Origin of the sequence: Mesorhizobium sp. M0296, from assembly GCF_040321675.1 — a bacterium.
In the GTDB taxonomy this organism is placed as follows: Bacteria; Pseudomonadota; Alphaproteobacteria; order Rhizobiales; family Rhizobiaceae; genus Mesorhizobium.
The window spans coordinates 17,552-35,225 of record NZ_JAMYRZ010000019.1 but is presented as its reverse complement, the minus strand read 5'-3'; the positions used below and the strand labels follow the sequence as shown (position 1 = coordinate 35,225).

The 17,674-nt window shown below is 58.3% G+C and carries 14 protein-coding genes and 2 pseudogenes; 10 read left to right on the top strand and 6 right to left on the bottom strand.

Going from position 1 to position 17,674, the window contains the following annotated elements:
- Positions 1-63: 63 nt before the first annotated feature.
- Positions 64-411 (bottom strand): annotated as a pseudogene (locus tag NKI97_RS19005) (IS5/IS1182 family transposase); the annotation flags it as partial.
- A 90-nt stretch (positions 412-501) separates the two neighbouring features.
- Here NKI97_RS19005 and NKI97_RS19000 point away from each other — a divergent pair.
- Positions 502-864 (top strand): hypothetical protein, encoded by a 363-nt coding sequence (locus NKI97_RS19000; protein ID WP_352835852.1) that lies wholly within the window; start codon positions 502-504, stop codon positions 862-864.
- On the opposite strand, the gene NKI97_RS18995 is transcribed toward NKI97_RS19000, so the two are convergent.
- From NKI97_RS18995 to NKI97_RS18975, 5 genes are all read right to left on the bottom strand, one after another.
- Complete coding sequence (locus tag NKI97_RS18995) at positions 861-1,874, bottom strand: GlxA family transcriptional regulator (protein WP_135914071.1); 1,014 nt, start codon at positions 1,872-1,874, stop codon at positions 861-863. The two genes, NKI97_RS19000 and NKI97_RS18995, sit on opposite strands and share 4 nt — an antisense overlap.
- A gap of 412 nt (positions 1,875-2,286) precedes the next feature.
- Positions 2,287-2,820, bottom strand: a complete 534-nt coding sequence (locus NKI97_RS18990) for a sarcosine oxidase subunit gamma family protein (protein ID WP_352835849.1) — start codon at positions 2,818-2,820, stop codon at positions 2,287-2,289.
- 7 nt (positions 2,821-2,827) lie between these two features.
- On the bottom strand, positions 2,828-5,797 hold the full coding sequence (locus NKI97_RS18985) for a sarcosine oxidase subunit alpha family protein (protein WP_352835847.1): 2,970 nt from the start codon (positions 5,795-5,797) through the stop codon (positions 2,828-2,830).
- Complete coding sequence (locus NKI97_RS18980; protein ID WP_352835844.1) at positions 5,794-6,066, bottom strand: sarcosine oxidase subunit delta; 273 nt, start codon at positions 6,064-6,066, stop codon at positions 5,794-5,796. Before NKI97_RS18980 ends, NKI97_RS18985 begins: the two co-directional genes overlap by 4 nt.
- Positions 6,067-6,091: 25 nt before the next feature.
- Complete coding sequence (locus NKI97_RS18975; RefSeq protein WP_352835841.1) at positions 6,092-7,342, bottom strand: sarcosine oxidase subunit beta family protein; 1,251 nt, start codon at positions 7,340-7,342, stop codon at positions 6,092-6,094.
- 88 nt (positions 7,343-7,430) lie between these two features.
- Here NKI97_RS18975 and NKI97_RS18970 point away from each other — a divergent pair, with 88 nt between their 5' ends.
- The 9 genes and pseudogenes from NKI97_RS18970 to NKI97_RS18930 all read left to right on the top strand — a co-directional run bounded on the left by NKI97_RS18970 (position 7,431) and on the right by NKI97_RS18930 (position 17,674).
- A complete protein-coding gene (locus tag NKI97_RS18970) occupies positions 7,431-8,381 on the top strand; it encodes a GlxA family transcriptional regulator (protein ID WP_352836048.1) in 951 nt (316 codons plus the stop codon).
- Between the two features lie 880 nt (positions 8,382-9,261).
- Positions 9,262-10,608, top strand: a complete 1,347-nt coding sequence (locus tag NKI97_RS18965; RefSeq protein WP_135913980.1) for an NAD(P)/FAD-dependent oxidoreductase — start codon at positions 9,262-9,264, stop codon at positions 10,606-10,608.
- Positions 10,609-10,747: 139 nt separating this feature from the next.
- On the top strand, positions 10,748-10,903 hold the full coding sequence (locus NKI97_RS18960) for a hypothetical protein (protein WP_352835839.1): 156 nt from the start codon (positions 10,748-10,750) through the stop codon (positions 10,901-10,903).
- A 498-nt stretch (positions 10,904-11,401) separates the two neighbouring features.
- Positions 11,402-12,153 (top strand): IS5 family transposase gene (locus tag NKI97_RS18955; protein WP_352835837.1). Its coding sequence is split into 2 segments (ribosomal slippage): positions 11,402-11,732 and positions 11,732-12,153, totalling 753 coding nucleotides; the frame shifts between segments, so codons are not numbered across the junction.
- Positions 12,154-12,200: 47 nt separating this feature from the next.
- Positions 12,201-12,962 carry a hypothetical protein gene (locus NKI97_RS18950; protein WP_135913981.1) on the top strand — a complete coding sequence of 254 codons (762 nt, stop codon included), beginning with the start codon at positions 12,201-12,203 and terminating at the stop codon, positions 12,960-12,962.
- 148 nt (positions 12,963-13,110) lie between these two features.
- Entirely contained in the window at positions 13,111-14,070 is a 960-nt protein-coding gene (locus NKI97_RS18945; protein WP_135913982.1) for a GlxA family transcriptional regulator, read from the top strand.
- A 506-nt stretch (positions 14,071-14,576) separates the two neighbouring features.
- A pseudogene (locus NKI97_RS18940) lies at positions 14,577-14,826 on the top strand (IS5/IS1182 family transposase); the annotation flags it as partial.
- Between the two features lie 299 nt (positions 14,827-15,125).
- A complete protein-coding gene (locus NKI97_RS18935; protein WP_352835833.1) occupies positions 15,126-16,733 on the top strand; it encodes an ABC transporter substrate-binding protein in 1,608 nt (535 codons plus the stop codon).
- Positions 16,733-17,674: an ABC transporter permease gene (locus tag NKI97_RS18930; RefSeq protein WP_352836045.1), complete on the top strand. Its 942-nt coding sequence runs from the start codon at positions 16,733-16,735 to the stop codon at positions 17,672-17,674. Before NKI97_RS18935 ends, NKI97_RS18930 begins: the two co-directional genes overlap by 1 nt.

Genomic DNA, 17,674 nt, shown 5'->3' with positions numbered 1-17,674 from the left:
ACAGGGCTGAGATCGGTAAGTATTTGACACCGGCTGGGAATGCGTTGCGCAGGCTTGAGCAACTTAATGACGCGCGGGCAACGCTTCCTTTGCCTTGCGGCGGGCGGATTTCGAGCGTGCGCAGGCAACACGGTGCAGCCGATGGCGACTTCGGTCTGCTGAACGGAACAGGCCGTGGCCCGCAAACGCCGCCCGATGATCGACTTTTATCGGCCTATTCCGGTCTCGGAGCGAGCATTTGCCGTAGCGATTGGAGGCCTGCCATTTCATCCGGCCGTCTCTGCTGATTGCGGCGATATGCTGGTCCCTTTGGCCGGAAGGTCGATCGTCGGTCAGTTCGACCACGTTGACTCGAGGGGGAATGACGATGGCGACAGCCGCGCGCTGTGATCTCGCCGCTGTCGGCATCCCGTGCAAGATGTAGCTTGCGGCGGCTACGACAGGTTGCAGGATCACGGACGGTGCGAATAGGTTCATAGAGTCGACCAGGCCCAGTCGTGGATGCCAACCACCCGCGGCGCTTTTGGCGGCTCGAACCCCGGCCGCGCGGACTATCCGCGCTATAGCCTGTCGCGGCTTGCCGGCATGGCGAGCCTGTCCGGCAAGCGCGAGTCCGGCTCGCCACCTACAGCGAAGCCGATCACCAGCTGGTTTACGCCCGAACCGTACGACGGGCTTTCGGTTGAACCTGTCTCAGGAAGTCTCCCGGTGAAGATCCGGCGCGGCATTGTGAATTCGCGCATCGTAACCGTCGTGCGTGGAGCCGGATTTCTCCCTTGCAGCAGGCATCGGCCGCGACATGACGCTGGGCCTTGTGTTTTGGCTGCGGCTGACCATACGCACGAGTTTCAAGACGGCCTCTAAACGATCCCTGCACCAACGCCCCTTTGCAACAAAACCTCTTGTCCAGCTCCGCGCGATAACAATCTAGTTTGATGTGGGGCGCAGCCGTACATGGCCCGATAGACTTTTGAGAAATGTGATGCCGCGACGAATCCGCACGCTATCGCTATCTCTATAACGGGCAGACTCGAGCTGCGAAGCAGCAAGTGCGCGCGTTCCAGACGAAGTTCCATGTAGTAACGGCTCGGACTGCGTCCTAGTTCACACTTGAAGAGTCGCTCAATTTGACGGCGTGTAACGCCAGTCCCTGCCACCAGTCCCTCTATCGACTTGGGATCGCCGATATGTGCTTCCATCTGATCGATGACTTCGATGACTGCCCTATGATTGAACCGTACGCGGGAACTTGGCGGGAAGCGTTGACGGTCCCCAACCGAGCGAACACGACATGCGACGGCCCTCTCGCAGATGCGATTTACGACGGCAGCCCCATAATCGCGCCTAACAAGATCCAGGAATGTGTCAAAGGATGCGTCTGCGCCAGAGCAGGTATACAGCTCACCATCTTTCTCGAACGCCGCCTGCGTCGCTATAACGCCTGGGAATTCCTCCAGAAATAGCGGGAATTGCTCCCAGTGCACTGCGCAGCGACGACCTTCTGCAACGCCAGCTCGAGCAAGCACTAGGGTTCCGCCGCCTATGCCGACAAGGCGCGTGCGGCGGTTACGGCACTCTCGGAGCCAAGCATGCAACTGGTTGTCATGGCGAGGTAGGGAGCGACCTCCGCACACTATCGCGACCGGGGCTGCGGGCGATAGCCGGTTACGGTCACGCTCCGATTGCAATCCGACGGCTGAGCTTATGGTGATGCCGCAACTCGACACCACAGGTTGTCCGTCGCCCGAAACAACCTGCCAACCGTAGGCGTTTCGCCCCGTCACTTCATTGGCCAGCGTAAGCACTTCAATCGCGGAGGAAAACGCATGCAGCGAAAAAGCCGGAAGCAGGAAAAAGTTAAACCTGGCGGGCATGCTTTCCAGCCCTTGCTTTCGGGTCTCGTTGAATCGACCCACGGAACCCCGCGCAGCGTCGAGCGCCGTCGGCCGTTGCAAAATCGAATGTCCTGTCTTCACACGAATAGCCTGAGTACGTTCATTGCTCCCGACCAGATTCTCACGCGGAGTGGATAGGGCGGCGCTCCCACAGGATTGTTCTATGTCACCTAGCTAGGAGCCGGGACCTAACAGCTGATAACGCCGACTTCTTGTACAACGCCGAATCTGTTCGACGGCCGCCAGCCCGACGTCGACCGTCCGTTCACCTCGGGTAGTTCTCAGTTGCATCTAACATTTAAGCTAAGCTTGTTCATGAAGTTAACTTCGTTATTCTACAGCAAAGCTATTTGCGCAAGCGGCACAAGGTTCACATCGGTGAAGTTGCAAATCATCGATATTCTAAACTGAGCTCGGCGAGCTCGTCCCAGAGGCTTTCGGCAAACCCTCGCAGCACCATCAACTCGAATTCAAGCTCAGCGGTTCTTGTGATGCCGACCGCGATATGGCCGATTAGCGTGGTCGTCGCATGGCCGACCGGAAAGACGTTCAAGTCTAGGTCCACCGCTGTACCCTTGGCGAGCACCAAGGCGGCTTTGGCGCCCGAAATCGCTATTCGAACGCGGCCGTGGCTCTGGTCGACCACGTCTGCATGGGGCTTCAGCTTATGCAGGATGTCGACGAGATCTCCTGGCGACCCTATCTCGTCGCCCACGATGAAATATTGGCCCGGCGACATGCTTCTAACAGCAAGGGCATCACACTCAAGCGCGGCAACAATAATGCCAGCGACATTGCCGCTCCCGGTTGCAGAGAGCGCCTGCAGCACAAGGCCTTCCGGAAGTGCGGTCAGCGTCACGTCTGTCGAGAGGATGGGGGGCTTGCTACCCAGCGCAAAGCGGTGTTCGATCGGGAACATGGACATCGGGACCTCAGACTTTCAGCTTTTCGTTGGCCGGATCGACAAACGTCGGGTTGCAGAGGCGAGCGGTCGTGTACTCGTTGCGAATGCCGTTCCATACCTGCACTTCCTCGCCATGACGCGATGCGCCGCGCTTGACGAGCGCCAAGCCGATGGTCGAGCCGACATGGGGCGAGTAGCAACTTGAACTAACGTAGCCCTGGTCGTTTTCCAGCATTGCCGCCGCACCCTTTTCGAGAATATGCGAACCGCTGCGAAACGAGGTAGCGGGATCGAGCGGCACGACCCCGACAAGCTGATGGCGGTTCGGGTTGTTAAGCCCCTCGCGCTCCAGCATGCGCTTGCCAATGAAATCCGCCTTCGTGGCCGACACCATCCGGCCGAAGCCGAGATCACCGGGCACGATCGTGCCGTTGATTTCGTTGTGCGTGACATGCCCCTTCTCGATACGAAGTACCGACAGAGTTTCGACACCATAAGCACAGATGTCATGTTCCTTGCCGGCTTCCATCAGGGCATCCGCCACTGATTCCCCAAAACCCGCGGGAATGGCCAGTTCATAAGCCAGTTCTCCTGAGAAGGAGATGCGGAACAATCGTCCCGTAAGCCTGTCTCCGAACAGTGAGACCTCTTTGGCTCCTAGAAATGGGAAAGCATCGTTGGAAATGTCCTCGTCGACGATCTTCTGCAGGATGAGGCGTGCCTTCGGTCCGACAATTGCCATTTGCGCCCACTGATCGGTGACGGAAGCGAGCCTCACGTCGAGTTCCGGCCACAGCGCCTGCGAGCAGAATTCCAGGTGGTTTATGACCCCCGCCGCATAGGCGGTGGTAGTAGTCATGAAGAAGCGATCTTCCGCGAGCCTGCTGGTCGTGCCGTCATCGTAGATGAACCCGTCTTCGCGGAGCATTAGGCCGTACCGGGCCTTGCCGACGGGCAGTTTCTTGAAGGCATTGCAGTAAATGCGGTCAACGAATTCCGCGGCGTCCTTGCCGGTGATCTCGATTTTGCCGAGCATCGAGACATCGCAAAGGCCGGCATTGATACGAACATTCTTCACTTCTCGGTCGACACTTTCGCGCCAGCCGGTCTCTCCGGACCGGGGAAACCACGCAGAACGATACCAGAGACCCGTCTCGACGAAGGTCGCACCGATCTTTGCCGCCCAATCATGCAGCGGCGATTTGCGTACTGGCTGGAAATGTTTTCCATGCGACGTGCCTGCAAGCGCACCGAATGAAACCGGCGTGTAGAAGGGGCGGAACGTCGTGGTGCCCACATCGCCAGGAGAAACACCACGAGCTTCCGCCAGCAGACCGATGGCATTGACGTTGGACAGCTTACCCTGATCGGTCGCCATGCCGTTGGTGGTGTAGCGCTTGGCAAGCTCGACATGCCCGTAGCCTTCACGGACGGCGAGGCCAATATCCTTGCGATGTACATCATTCTGATAATCGATGAAGGCCTTGCCCTTCACGCCGGGAATGGTCCAGAGCGGTTTGCTTGGGGGAGCGATGATGTCGCCTTCGACCGCGCCGAAGGTTGCCGCTTCCGCCTTCAGGTCCAACAATTCAAGCAACGCCGCGGCCTTGGCGGAGCCGGCTTCGAGGCAGTAGGCGATACCGTTTGCCGCCGCGCTGGCGCCGGCCAGTGAAAGCCCCTTGCGGTCCTCGTCCGCCACAAAAGCGCCGTCTGTATCCGACCACCGAGGTTTGCCCCCCCGATGGAAGGCGAGGTTGATGACCGGGCTGAAGCCGCCGGAAACCGCCAGCGCGTCGACGGCCAGTTTTTCCGTCCGGCCGTCCTTGAAGATGGTGATCGACGAAAGCGCCTTTCCACCTTTGGCGTCGGAGACGAAGCCACCACGAATGATCCGGGCGGAACCGGTGTAGCCGGCGACCGCCGCGCCCGAAGCCCGGCTGTCGATGATCGCCGCAAGCCGGACGCCAGCCGTTACGAGATCGCGAGCTAGGGCATAACCGCTGTCATTTGTGGTGAAAATCGCCACGGATTTGCCAGGCGCAAGGCCGTACCGGTTGAGATAGGCGCGCATGGCGCTTGCCAACATCACGCCAGGAATGTCGTTGCCGCCGAAGACGAGCGGACGTTCTTCCGCGCCGGTGGCGAGAATCGCCTGCTTCGCGACGATGCGCCACAACCGCTCGACCGGCGCTTCGGCGCGCGGGTCGGCAACATGCTTCTGCACGCGCTCGATCGCTCCGAAGACATTGCCGTCATACCAGCCGAAGGCCGTCGTGCGAGAGAGAAGCTGCACGTTGGGCAGACTTTCAAGTTCGGCGATTGTCTGACGGACAAAGCTCAAGGCGGTCAGGCCGCCGATTATGGCTGCCTCGGACAAAAGGCCGCCGCCGATCATCGAATTCTCGTCCACGAGAATGACACGGGCACCGGCGCGACCCGCCGTGAGCGCCGCCGCCAGGCCGGAAGCCCCGCCGCCAATGACCAGCAGTTCGCAATGCGCCCAGGACTTTTCATAGCGGTCAGGGTCGGTCTCGTAGCTCGCCTTCCCGAGGCCCGCCGCCTTTCGGATGAAGGGCTCGTAGAGCTTTTCCCAAAGGCCCGCTGGCCACATGAAAGTCTTGTAGTAGAAGCCGGCGGAGAGGAACGGCGACAGCAGACCGTTCAAGGAGCCTATATCGAAATCGAGCGAGGGCCAGCGGTTCTGGCTCTGCGCCACGAGGCCCTGATAGAGCTCCTGCATGGTGGCGCGGGTATTAGGTTCCGTACGTCCGCCCTGGCCGATAGTCATCAGCGCATTGGGTTCCGATGCGCCAGCCGAGAGCACGCCGCGCGGCCGGTGATATTTGAACGAGCGACCCATCAGCATCTGGCCGTTGGCCAGCAGGGCCGATGCGAGACTGTCGCCTTCGAGGCCAACCATGCGTTTGCCGTCGAAGGTGAAGGAAAGTTGCCTGGAGCGATCGACGAGACCACCCTTCTCAAGACGATAGGATGTCATTTCGCGGCCTCCTTGTGGGCGGCAGCGTCACGCACGCCTTCGATTTCATGGGTCGCGGTATCGCGGCTCACCACCAGCCAGCGGCGGCATCCGGACGTGTGATGCCAGTATTCCTTGTAGGCGCCACGCAGGTTGTCGCGCAGGTAGACATAGTCGAACCATATCTCCCGCGATGCGTCCGCGGCGGGACGAGCCAGCGCTTCTCCCTTGATCGTGAATTCTTCCTTGGGCCGTTGCCCGCAATGCGGGCAGGGGATGAGGCTTGCCATTTCGGTGTCCTTGCTTTCCCGGAAATCAGTGGAGGTTCGGTTGGGCGCCTTGGCCCTTCTCGTCGATGACATAGCCGCGCTCGAACCGGTCGAGACGCATTTCGCGGGTGACGGCATGCGGCTCGTTCAGGGCGATGAGGTGAGCGAAACAGAAGCCCGAGGCCGGCGTGGCCTTGAAGCCGCCGTAGCACCATCCCGCATTGAGATAGAGATTGTCGATTGACGTGCGGTCGATGATCGGCGACCCATCCATCGACATGTCCATGATGCCGCCCCAGGACCGAAGGACCCGAACGCGCGAAAGAGCTGGGATCATCGCCTTGCCGGCTTCGATGACGTGTTCGACCGTGGCGAGATTGCCGCGCTGGGCGTAGGAATTATAGCCGTCGATATCGCCACCGAACACAAGGCCTCCCTTGTCGGACTGCGAAACGTAGAAATGTCCGGCGCCGAAGGTAACAACACAGTCGATGAACGGCTTCAGGCCTTCCGAGACAAAAGCCTGCAGCACATGACTCTCGATAGGGAGCCTCATGTCGGCCATCGCGGCTACCTGGGAGGAATTGCCGGCAGCTGCCAGTGCGAGCTTGCCACAGCCGATGAAGCCCCTGGAGGTCTCGACACCGATCACTTTACCGTTGGCACGGCGTATTCCCGTGACTGCGCATTCCTGGATGATGTCGACGCCCATCGAATCGGCGCCACGAGCATAACCCCATGCGACGCCGTCATGCCGGACAGTGCCGCCGCGCCGCTGGAGCAGGCCGCCCTGAATGGGAAAGCGCGCATTCTCAAAATTCAGGAAGGGAAGCTTTTCTCGCACTTGTTCGCGATCGAGTAGATCGGCATCTACGCCATGCAGCCGCATGGCGTTGCCGCGTCGAGTATATGCATCGCACTGCGCATCGGAGTGGAAGAGGTTGAGCACGCCGCGCTGCGAGACCATGGCGTTGAAATTGAAATCCTGTTCCAGTCCTTCCCAAAATTTCATGGAAAGCTCATAGAAAGGGTTGTTGCCGTGCAGAAGATAGTTCGAGCGGATGATCGTAGTATTGCGGCCGACATTGCCTGAGCCGATATAGTTCTTTTCCAGAACAGCGACGTTGCGGATGCCGAATTCCTTAGCAAGATAATAGGCCGTAGCAAGGCCATGACCGCCGCCACCAACGATGATTACATCATAATGAGGCTTCAACGCCGGTGCATGCCATGCCGACTTCCAGGCGGTGTTGCCGCGAAGTCCGTTCACGAAAATTGAGAAAGCTGAGTAGCGCATTGGTCTCGTCCGCCTCGTTCGACTTTCCATAGCGGGAAATTTCGGTTACGAGTTGCACAAGACGGCCAAAAAAGGACACGTAGAAGCCATGAACCGGCAAAATAGCCGATTGAGCCAGACTGTAGGGTTTCTACTTTTGCCCGGGTTCGCGTTGATGTCCTATGCCTCGGCAACGGAGCCCTTGCGCGCCGCAAACCTGTTGGCAGGGCAGTCACTCTACGATGTCGAGACGCTATCCTTGGACGGCGCCCCGGTCGCAAGCTCATCCGGCGCCATCGTTCCCTGCCGACGGATGGACCAGTCGCGGCTCGACACTATCTTCGTATGCGCGGGCGGTAACCCGTCGATATTGGGTTCGCCTGCACTTTATACGGCTCTTCGGCAATTCTCTCGAAGCGGCGCCAGGATAGGGGGAATTTCAGGCGGGCCTTACATTCTAGCAGCGGCCGGTTTGCTCGACGGACGAGACTTTACGGTTCACTGGGAACATGCGGCTGCTCTCAAAGAAGCTTTCCCAAATCTCAAGCCGAGGCAGGCTCGTTTCGTTCTGGATGGCAACCGCATAACATGTGGCGGCGGGGTGGCACCTTTGGACATGATGCACGCCCTCATTGCCGACAGAATGGGAGCCGATTTTGCCCGCCGTGTCAGTGATTGGTATCTTCACACTGCTGTAGCGGAGCCGACCGCGCCGCAGCGGGCTTCTGCCGCAGAGCGTTTTGGCGTCAACCATCCCGTCTTGCTTAATGTATTGGCAAAGATCGAAGCGGCCATCGAACAGCCGCTGGACCGGGCGCAGATAGCCGCGTATGTGGGCGTAAGCACGCGCAATCTTGACCGCCTGTTCTCCGAGCATCTCAAGGCAGGCTACACGGAAGTCTGTCGAAATTTCCGGCTCGTCCACGCGCGCCGGCTTCTGCAGCAGAGCCCTCTGTCGATTTCCGAGATTGCATTTGCCACGGGCTTTTCAAGCGCGGCGCATTTCTCCCGTTGCTACTCGGCGTTTTTCGGCAAAAGCCCGAAGAGAGATCGGCGTTGATGCAGACGGGATGCTGCGACCCGCATCGCCCGTATCAACCTGTCCGATTTGTTTCGAACAGACCGCCTGCAACTCCTTGATGATCTTGGCGACCCAGCATCCGTCATGAGCTCCCGCGGAACAATGAAGGATATCGCGCCATTGGTTTCACAGGGATTGGTCCCGCGGATCGGTAGGCCTATGCCGCCTTCTCCGGGAAGATAGTATCGGAGATTGACCGAATAGCTGCGCCGTCGGGCATTCTGAACCTGCTCAAACACAACCGCGGCATTCACGTGCTGAACGAAAGGGTGGCCTATGCAACACTGTGCGTTGTTCTCGATCAGTTGCTGACATTCAGCTTCCGGGAGCATAAAAATCAGCGCTATGCTGCCTGCGGGCGGCCCATTGGTGCACGCCCCCCACGCCCATCCACAATTGTTGCTGCAGGGGCGGCAGATTCCTTCTGCACACATGGATCAACGCCGGCCTGAAACCATCATATAAACGATATAGCCCGCCGTTCGGCGGGCAAACTCCGGATGCCCGGCCGGTGGCGCTGGATGAGAGGCATCTGTTTTGCCCTGATCCCGCAGTGAGCGGCCGCTGTAACGGTTGGTCGGCTTCATATTTCGTTGAGGTCTCAGCGATTAGCGCGTCGAGGCCCTATCGAAGAAGCGGCGACCCGGTCCACAACCCACAATTTTGCGCTTGCGGGCGTCGATGCTCGATTGCCCGCTGGCTCATATGGCTCAGCCGAGCCAGTGGAGAAGCGACCGTCAACCAACTTGGACATGTTGGTTGGCGTTTTTACCGACGGGTTTGACGAAAATCCAACACCAACCCATTCAAGGTCGGAAGATGCTGGGTCTTAGACCGCAAAGCCAACAAGGGGTAATCCATGGCCTTTCCTAATTCGTCGCCTTACGTGATTATCGGCGCTGGCATCCATGGCCTGTCTACCGCATATCATCTGGCTCTGGCCCTCAAGAAAGCCCGCAAGGGTTCGGGCACGGACATTCTTGTGATCGATAAGAGCGGCATCGCGGCGGGAGCATCTGGCATTGCCTGCGGCGTTGTCCGCAACAATTACTTTCAGCCTGCGATGCGCGAGCTCATGGCACACTCAGTTAGCGTTTGGGAGAGCGACGCCGAAGCCTATCAATACAACCCGGTCGGTTACATGCAGATCAGCTCGGAATCGATGCACGAAGACGTTCGCAGCATCTATGAGCAGCAAAAGGCCATCGGCTATTCCTCGGTATTTGTTGAAGGCAAAGCAGACTGCGACGCCTACATGAAGGACTTATTTTCGGATTGGCAGGCAAAGAACATCACCTCCGTGCTTCACGAAAAGAAGGGCGGCTACGCCCACAACGCAGCGGCGATCTACGCGCTGGCGAAGAAGGCAGAAAGCGAAGGTGTCCGTATCCTGACCGGGGTGAGGGTAACTGGCATGATCTTCGCAAACGGATCAAGCTCGGCCGTGACTGGCATTGACACCGATCAGGGCCACATCACATGCGACTATCTCATCGTCGGAGCAGGCCCGTGGGTCCGCGATTTTTGGCGTATGGCGGAGCTACCGCAGACCGTCACGATCAAGAGCAAGGATGGACAACTCCATGGCGGTATCCCCATGTGGCGGTTTTGGCAGCTTGAGGAGGGGGTACTCGGTGTCGACCCTAACACCTTCAGGACCAACGATGGCAAGATGCCGCCGGTCATCCACGTCGACACGGACGCTCCGCTTTACTCCACCGTCGACGGAAGTCTGATCACGGAGAAGATGTGGGGGATCTACTACAAGCCTGACTTCAATTTCGGCGGTGTCCAAGGTGGTGCAATGCCTTACAAGGTCGAAACACCGGTGGACGAAGTTCAGATCGATCCCTACGGCCCGTCTTCGCCGGAATTCATCGCTAGCGAGGAATTCGCCCATATGTGGGTCTCGGCACTGGCTCACTGCAACAGACGGTTTGAAGGTACGATGGACAAGTTCCACCGCGAGCCGTCGGGCGGCATCGGTTGCTTCACACCGGACAACTTCCCCGTCTTCGAAGCACTCCGTGAGAACGTCTACATGATCGCCGACTCCAACCACGGTTACAAAATGATCGGCGTGGGCGCGCTTGTCGCAGGAGAGGTCCTGGGTCACGAATCTCGCCTGCTAAAGCCGTTCCGCCTAGGCCGCTATGAAAAGGGTGAGCTGCACCCAACCTCGAACAGTCCTTATCCTTGGAGCTAATCGGGTTGGACAAGCGCTTCGCGCCGGACGCCTGGAATCCGCGGGCCGGCGCGTGAAGATGAACCATGCTCAAGGAAAGCGAGTTCAGTGATCCAAGGCTTAAGAACCAAAACATGGCGCCATCAATACCTTGCCGCCGGTGGACAAGCAGAATTGGTACGGTCCGCGAGCTCCGACTTACATCATCGCCCTCGAAGGGAATCCACCGTCCGGTCGCGAGCAGATCGACATGAAGCTGCTGACCAACTTGCCGGTCGACGATCTCTCCGTGGCTGTCGAAAAGCTCGGCTGGTAAGCCCTGCGCTGGAAGCGGAGGGGAGAACCATGCGTCCCGAATTCGCCCGCGTTTCCGAGGCTCAGGTCGCCGCTTACCTGCTGCAAATCGCCAAATCGCATGCTTGGCGGCTATCTCGCTCGCATCGGTGATCCGCGTCCTGTCGACATGGTCTCTTCTGGCGCGGCATGACCCGCTTCGGCACCAGCATTGGATGAGACCGACGATGTGGGAAACCGGACACTTCAGCGCAGGGTTAACGCCTGGCGATTGTCTGGAACGGCTGTTTTGAAAATCGCTTGCTGAGGGTTCCGCCTGAGGATGGGTTATGATCAAGGTCCGGATGTGGACGCGGCAGAGCCTTTGGCCGGATGCCGCAGATCGCCAAGGAGACAAGCTCTCTCGAATGATTTGACGGACTCAGAGTGGGATCAGCTCGCGACGCTGATGCCCAAACCTGGCTAGGGCCTGTTGAGATTCAGGATTCCACTTTGAGCCTGATTATGATTCAAGCTTTGAATGGCGCGATTTGTACTGACGGACGCCCAGTGGGCGAAGATGGAACCGCATTGTCTGGGCAAGCCGACGGACCCCGGACGAAGCGGAAGCGACAACCGCCGCTTCATCGAGGCGGTGCTTTGGATCGTGCGGACAGGAAGCCCTTGGCGTGATCTTCCGGCCTTTTTCGGCAACTGGAACACCGTCTTCAAGCGATACCGCGACTGGGTCAAAGCCGATGTTTTCATTCGGCTTTTCGAAGCCTGCTCGGACCATCCGGATATGGAATACGCCATGGTCGACGCCACCATCGTCAAGGTCCACCGCCACGGACAGGGCGCAAAAGGGGGACTCAAAGCCAGGCCATAGGCCGCTCCAAGGGAGGTATGACGACCAAGATTCTTGCTCTCACCGACGCGCTCGGCAATCTCGTGCGCTTCGTCCTGCTGCCCGGCCAGAGGTTCGACACGGTGGGCGTCGCCCCGCTTATCGACGGTCTCTCTTTCGATGCGCTGCTCGCCGATAAGGCCTTCGACAGCAACGCTATCATCGCTGACCTCAACGAGCGCGGCACCAAGATCGTTATCTCCCAGCATCCCCGTCGCACCGTTCCCCTTCTGGTCGACGAAGAGATGTACAAATGGCGTCATCTGATCGAAAACTTCTTCTGCAAACTCAAAGAGTTCAAACGTATCGCCATGCGCGCCGACAAAACCGACCAGAGCTTCAACGCCATCATCCATCTCGCCGCCGCCGTGATAAACTCCAGATGAATCTCAACAGACCCTAGAACGGCCGTCAATTCGGAGGAGAACAAGACATGCACGTCATAGCGCTTCTGAAATCCGAAATGTTCGACGTCGAGATTGGTGGCCGGAAAGGCTCGATCTCCGACATCTTCCCGGCCTGGAATGCACATGACCGATTTGGCATGGTTATCGACAGTCCGCTCGGCGGTCTCGGTGCGACGCACCTACTGCAGATCGCGATCACTTCTTTTTACGATATAAAGCCCAGTCGTCGCGCCGAGCGGAAGATCTATCCGGAAATCTACGCGTTGCATTCAGGCAAGGGGTATGGCGCCCATACAGCGTTCGACTTCTGGCCTCGGCGGCGCGAAAAGATACTGCCGGATGACCCCCGCACCGTCCTAGATGCCATTAACGATTGCGGCATCACTAGGCTCGCCGTGCCAGACCGACTGCCACAAGATATAGAACATCGACCGAAGGAAGAGGACGCAGCGCTCGACCGAATCGTCACGGCAGTCGCCTATTCGCCCAGCGGCCGTGTCGGGAGACCTGATTTTATCGTCTCTGGCAACGACAAGCGCACCGAGTATAATCCGGGCCGTGTGTTGCGCCCGCCGGTAGTCCGTGAACCTGCCCCTCAACACAGGGGCGTGCTGATCAAGGAAGTCGATCCGAGTTACCGAAACTGGCTATTGGAAAGGGATGCCGATATCGGCGAAGTGGACCGCCTAGCCGCCGAACGACGGCGCGAAGCCATCCGAAATGGACAGGGTCTCGTTACCGAAAGTTATCGCTTCATTTCTGTGATTGACGCGCTGCGGTGTCTGTAGTTGGCACTCCCCCATCAACGGCATTTACGGCGAACTCGATTGGACCGTTCACTGATAAGGCCTTGATCCTGATGCGAGCAGCATTGATTCTTGAACCCGGATCCGGAAGTGGCTTGTATACAAAATTGTCCCAGGAGTGGCCACATCTATGAATCTTGGCGGCAACGAAAAACGACCTGAGTGCGTCGAGTTCTTGCTGCTCGATCTGTTTTCCATGATGTCGGTGACCTGCGCGATTGAGCCGCTGAGGGCGGCCAATCGACTTCTCGGATTTGAGGCCTATAGCTGGCGCTTCTCTTCGGAGGATGGGTCAGCAGCCCATGCCTCCAACGGAATCTCCGTAAATGTGAACGAGCGCTTCGGCACTTCCGATGCACCCGAGTACCTGTTCGTCTGCGCAGGCATGACGTTCGTCGCGAAAGACCAGACCCGGTTGAATGTCATGTTGAAAAGGCGGGCACGCGAAGGGTGCCATATGGGCGCGCTGTCCATGGGCACCGTTTTTCTTGCCCGCGCAGGGCTGCTGACCGATGCGCGATGCACCCTGCACTGGGAAGGGCAGCCAGCTTTCCGCGAGGAATTTCCGTTCATTGAACTAAGCAATCAACTCTACGTCATCGACATGAACAGGTACACGTGCGCTGGCGGAACCGCCTCTCTCGACCTGATCCTGCACATCATCACGCAGGCACACGGCGCGGTTCTGGCACGGTCCATCGCCAACCAGTTTCAAGTCGAGCGTATCAGGACTGGGAATGTCGAACAGCGATCGGGCAGCTCCGTCCGCCTCGACACGCTGCCTCCGCACCTGGCCCAGGCCGTCGGACTGATGATGCGCAACTTCGAGAAACCTTTGAGTATCGGTTCAATCGCCCGCACCTTTGGATTGAGTGTCAGGAATCTCGAGCGTCTTTTTCAGCGGCACACAGGTTACCCGCCCGCCCGCTACTACAAGATCATTCGGCTCGAACACGCCCGGGATCTGCTGCTGCACACTAATCTTGCAAATGTTGATATCGCCATCGCGACTGGGTTCTGCTCGAGTTCCTATTTCTCAGCCTCGTATGCCGAGCATTTCGGACACACGCCGTCTCAGGAACGTCAGTAAATCCAGAATGGTGAACCGAGCGTATATGTCGGCCGCCTTCCGGAAGTTGCGGAGTTCCTTCCGCTCACGCAATTCCGACACTTGACTCCCTGACTTAGTTTGGTGGTTGGTCGTATAGACGGGACCCCTTAACGCTGGTGTCATCAAGACACTGTCGTCGCACCGCACTTTTCAACCGACTGGTTCACCGTGCGGCCGTGCGGCCGTCGTCCAGATCGAAGGATCGATCTATCGGCTCTCAGCACTGCGCGCCGAGCTCATCCCCAAACACCTGCTAGCCCTCATCACGCCACCGACACTAACCCACAGCGATTAGGGCCGTGCCGCCGCGACACCATGGGCAGCATGATGAAGACCTGCAACACACTCGGTCTCAGCTTCTGGGATATCTCGGCGACCGCCTCGGCGTCCCTAGCACCAAGATCCTACCGCTTCGGCGTTGGTGCATGGATCGTTCAGGTCTGAGTTAGGCAGGACGGAACCGCAACAGCCCTTGTGGTTTAGTCATGCCTTCCAAACACAATAGCGTCCGCCGTCATCGTCTCGAGAAGATGAAGTTCAGGGTGATGAACTGGCCAGAATATGTGGCAGGACTTCGTCATCGTGGCAGTTTGACCCTGTGGTACGCCGGAAGCCCTGACCAGGTATCAAACGCCAAGACGCAATACGCGTGGCGTCCCGCCCCGCTATTCTGATCTGGAGGCGGTGCTGCAGCTGATGGGGCAGACGCTCGATCATACCACCCTGAGGCGCCGAGTATAGCGCGACACGATCTGGGTTTCCTGCGATACGCGCTCTCACGTTGATGGCCGTGCTGCAGTCGGGCGCGGACATGGGCGGGAGATTACGAACTGCAGCCCACCCCGCGCGATGCATTTCAAACCGTGCGGCTTTGTGCTGCTCGCATTTCAGCAGTCGCCGCATTTTGACGCAAGTTCTCTCTCCCTGGGGGTATTATTCCAAGGTGCCAATAATCACGCGACTCGATCGTGGTATCGACAAGGCACAAAACAAGCGCGGGTTAGTCGCACCGCTAGCTAAAAGGGGAACTAAACATGACAATTTCTCGGCGCGAAATCCTCAAGGCCGGTTTGGCCGCCGGAACGGCTCTATCGATCCCTTCTGTCCTGCGGGCGCAATCTGCACCAGCTGCCACGCGAACAGTGCACATGGTTAAGACGCACGGCTTGAGCATCTTCGACCCAATTTATACTGCGACGAATGTTACAGCAGACTACGGGGCGGCAATTTACGACACACTGTTCTCGCTCGACGCGAAGTTCATGCCACAGCCGCAGATGGTAAGGAAATGGGGCGTTTCCGACGACAAAAAGACTTATACCTTTGAGCTACGCGACGGTTTAGGCTGGCATGATGGCACTCCCGTCACCGCGGCAGACTGTGTTGCGTCGATCCGTCGCTGGGGCCAGGTGGCCCCAGGTGGGCAAATGATCATGGCGCGCGCCAGCGATGTCTCCAAGAAGGACGATAAGACTTTCAAGATCGTACTCAAGGAGCCCTTGGGCCCCCTGGTCGATATCCTGGGGGATCTTACGCCGCCGTGTCTGTTTATCATGCGCGAGAAAGACGCGAACCGGCCCGCAACCGAGCAGGTGACCACGACCATCGGCTCGGGACCATTTAAGTTCAACGAAGCTCTTTCCAAACCCGGGGCAAGCTACACCTTCGATCGAAACGAAAACTATGTACCCCGTAAAGAGCCGTCTGACGGTATGGCCGGCGGAAAGATCGTGAACGTCGATCGCGTCATTTGGGAAGTTATCGCCGACCAGCAGACGGCGATGGCGGCTTTGCAAGCGGGTGAGATTGATTATTACGAGACGCCGCCGGCTGACTTCTATTCCTTGATCGAGAGCGATCCCAATCTCGAACTTCAGGTTCGGGACACCGGCCAGGACGCCGTCTTACGTATGAATTTCCTGCAGCCACCATTTGGCAATATCAAGGCGCGCCAAGCGATCCTCCACCTCATTGATCAGGAGGCGTTTATGCGCGTCATGGCCCCCGACCCAAAATACTCCAGTGCCATAACTTCGATCTTTGGAAGCACCCCACCTTATTCGAACGACGAAAACACTGGATGGTACAAGAAGGGAGGTAACCCGGAAAAGGCCAAGCAGCTTTTCCAGGAGGCCGGCTACGCGGGTGAGAAGATCGTTATTCTCGATCCGACGGACTGGCACGAGGGAGACAACGCCTCGCAACTATTGGCTTCGACGCTGCAGAAGATTGGGGTCAATGCCGAACTCGCGGCTATGGATTGGGGCGCGCTCTCCGTTCGTCGGGCAAACAAAGGCCCGGTTGAGGACGGGGGCTGGAACATCTTCATTACGACCGAAAATGATTACGGGCTCAGCAATCCGCTCACAGATCCCATGCTACCCGCGAATGGCGACCAGGCTTGGTACGGCTGGCCGAAGAATGACGAATATGAAGCGCTGCGCGCCAAATGGGCAAATACCGAAGCGGTCGAAGAACGAAAGGACCTGGCCCGCAAGATGCAGGCAATCTGGTGGGACTTCGTCGGCGATGTGAGGTTGGGAAAATACGTTGTTCCTATCGCGCGCCGGAAGACCCTGACTGGACTGATTGGCATGCCGCAGCTGGTCCCGATGTGGAACATGAAGAAGGTTCCGGCGTAATGACTGGCTATATCGTTCGAAGAATTGTTTCGACCATCGCCGTTATGGCGATGGTCGGGATCTTCGTGTTCCTGCTTCTCAGGCTTGCACCGGGCGATCCGGCGGCGATTCTCGCTGGCAGGTCGGCCACGGAGGAGATGATCGCCGGCATCCGCGAGCAGCTGGGACTGAACGATCCCCTACCGCTTCAGTTCATACGTTGGGTGCGGGATATGCTCGGCGGCGATTTCGGCATCTCGATATTCTCCGGGCGACCGGTTCTTGAGCTGATCTCGCAGCGGCTTGAACCGACGCTTTCCCTGTCAGTCCTGACGATGATCCTTTCGGTGTCGGTCGGGGTCTCTTTCGGCATCCTTGCCGCTTGGCGAACTGGCGGTCTCATCGACCGCCTCCTGGCGGCCTTTTCCGCAATTGGTTATTCCGTCCCGGTGTTTGTCATCGGCTATTTCCTCATATACGTCTTCGCGATCAGGACACACTGGTTGCCGGTCCAGGGATATAAGCCGATCGAAATTGGTCTCTGGCCCTGGTTCGTGCACCTGATCCTGCCCACCGTGGCCTTGGGCCTCGGCTACATTGCATTCATCGCCCGGGTTACGCGGGCGAGCATGCTGGAAGTCCTGTCGGAAGACTATATGCGAACGGCCGCCGCCAAGGGGGCTTCGTCCTATGCCATGCTTGTCCACCATGCGTTGAAGAATGCCGGCGTGCCGATCCTGACCGTGATCGGCATAAGCTTCGCCTATCTGATCGGCGGCGTCGTCCTCACCGAAACAGTGTTCAACATACCCGGCATCGGTCGTCTGGTGGTGGATGCAATCAACAACCGCGACTATCCCATCATCCAGAGTGTGCTCATCCTGACTTCGGGTCTGTACGTCCTTATCAATCTCACGGTCGATCTGACCTACACGCTGATCGATCCCCGCATCCGGTACTGA

Excerpts from the sequence above, each read along its gene's own strand:
- NKI97_RS19000 (WP_352835852.1), top strand. The coding sequence starts at position 502 with ATGCCAACCACCCGCGGCGCTTTTGGCGGCTCGAACCCCGGCCGCGCG.
- NKI97_RS18995 (WP_135914071.1), bottom strand. The coding sequence starts at position 1,874 with ATGCCCGCCAGGTTTAACTTTTTCCTGCTTCCGGCTTTTTCGCTGCAT.
- NKI97_RS18990 (WP_352835849.1), bottom strand. The coding sequence starts at position 2,820 with ATGTCCATGTTCCCGATCGAACACCGCTTTGCGCTGGGTAGCAAGCCC.
- NKI97_RS18985 (WP_352835847.1), bottom strand. The coding sequence starts at position 5,797 with ATGACATCCTATCGTCTTGAGAAGGGTGGTCTCGTCGATCGCTCCAGG.
- NKI97_RS18980 (WP_352835844.1), bottom strand. The coding sequence starts at position 6,066 with ATGGCAAGCCTCATCCCCTGCCCGCATTGCGGGCAACGGCCCAAGGAA.
- NKI97_RS18975 (WP_352835841.1), bottom strand. The coding sequence starts at position 7,342 with ATGCGCTACTCAGCTTTCTCAATTTTCGTGAACGGACTTCGCGGCAAC.
- NKI97_RS18970 (WP_352836048.1), top strand. The coding sequence starts at position 7,431 with ATGAACCGGCAAAATAGCCGATTGAGCCAGACTGTAGGGTTTCTACTT.
- NKI97_RS18965 (WP_135913980.1), top strand. The coding sequence starts at position 9,262 with ATGGCCTTTCCTAATTCGTCGCCTTACGTGATTATCGGCGCTGGCATC.
- NKI97_RS18950 (WP_135913981.1), top strand. The coding sequence starts at position 12,201 with ATGCACGTCATAGCGCTTCTGAAATCCGAAATGTTCGACGTCGAGATT.
- NKI97_RS18945 (WP_135913982.1), top strand. The coding sequence starts at position 13,111 with ATGAATCTTGGCGGCAACGAAAAACGACCTGAGTGCGTCGAGTTCTTG.
- NKI97_RS18935 (WP_352835833.1), top strand. The coding sequence starts at position 15,126 with ATGACAATTTCTCGGCGCGAAATCCTCAAGGCCGGTTTGGCCGCCGGA.
- NKI97_RS18930 (WP_352836045.1), top strand. The coding sequence starts at position 16,733 with ATGACTGGCTATATCGTTCGAAGAATTGTTTCGACCATCGCCGTTATG.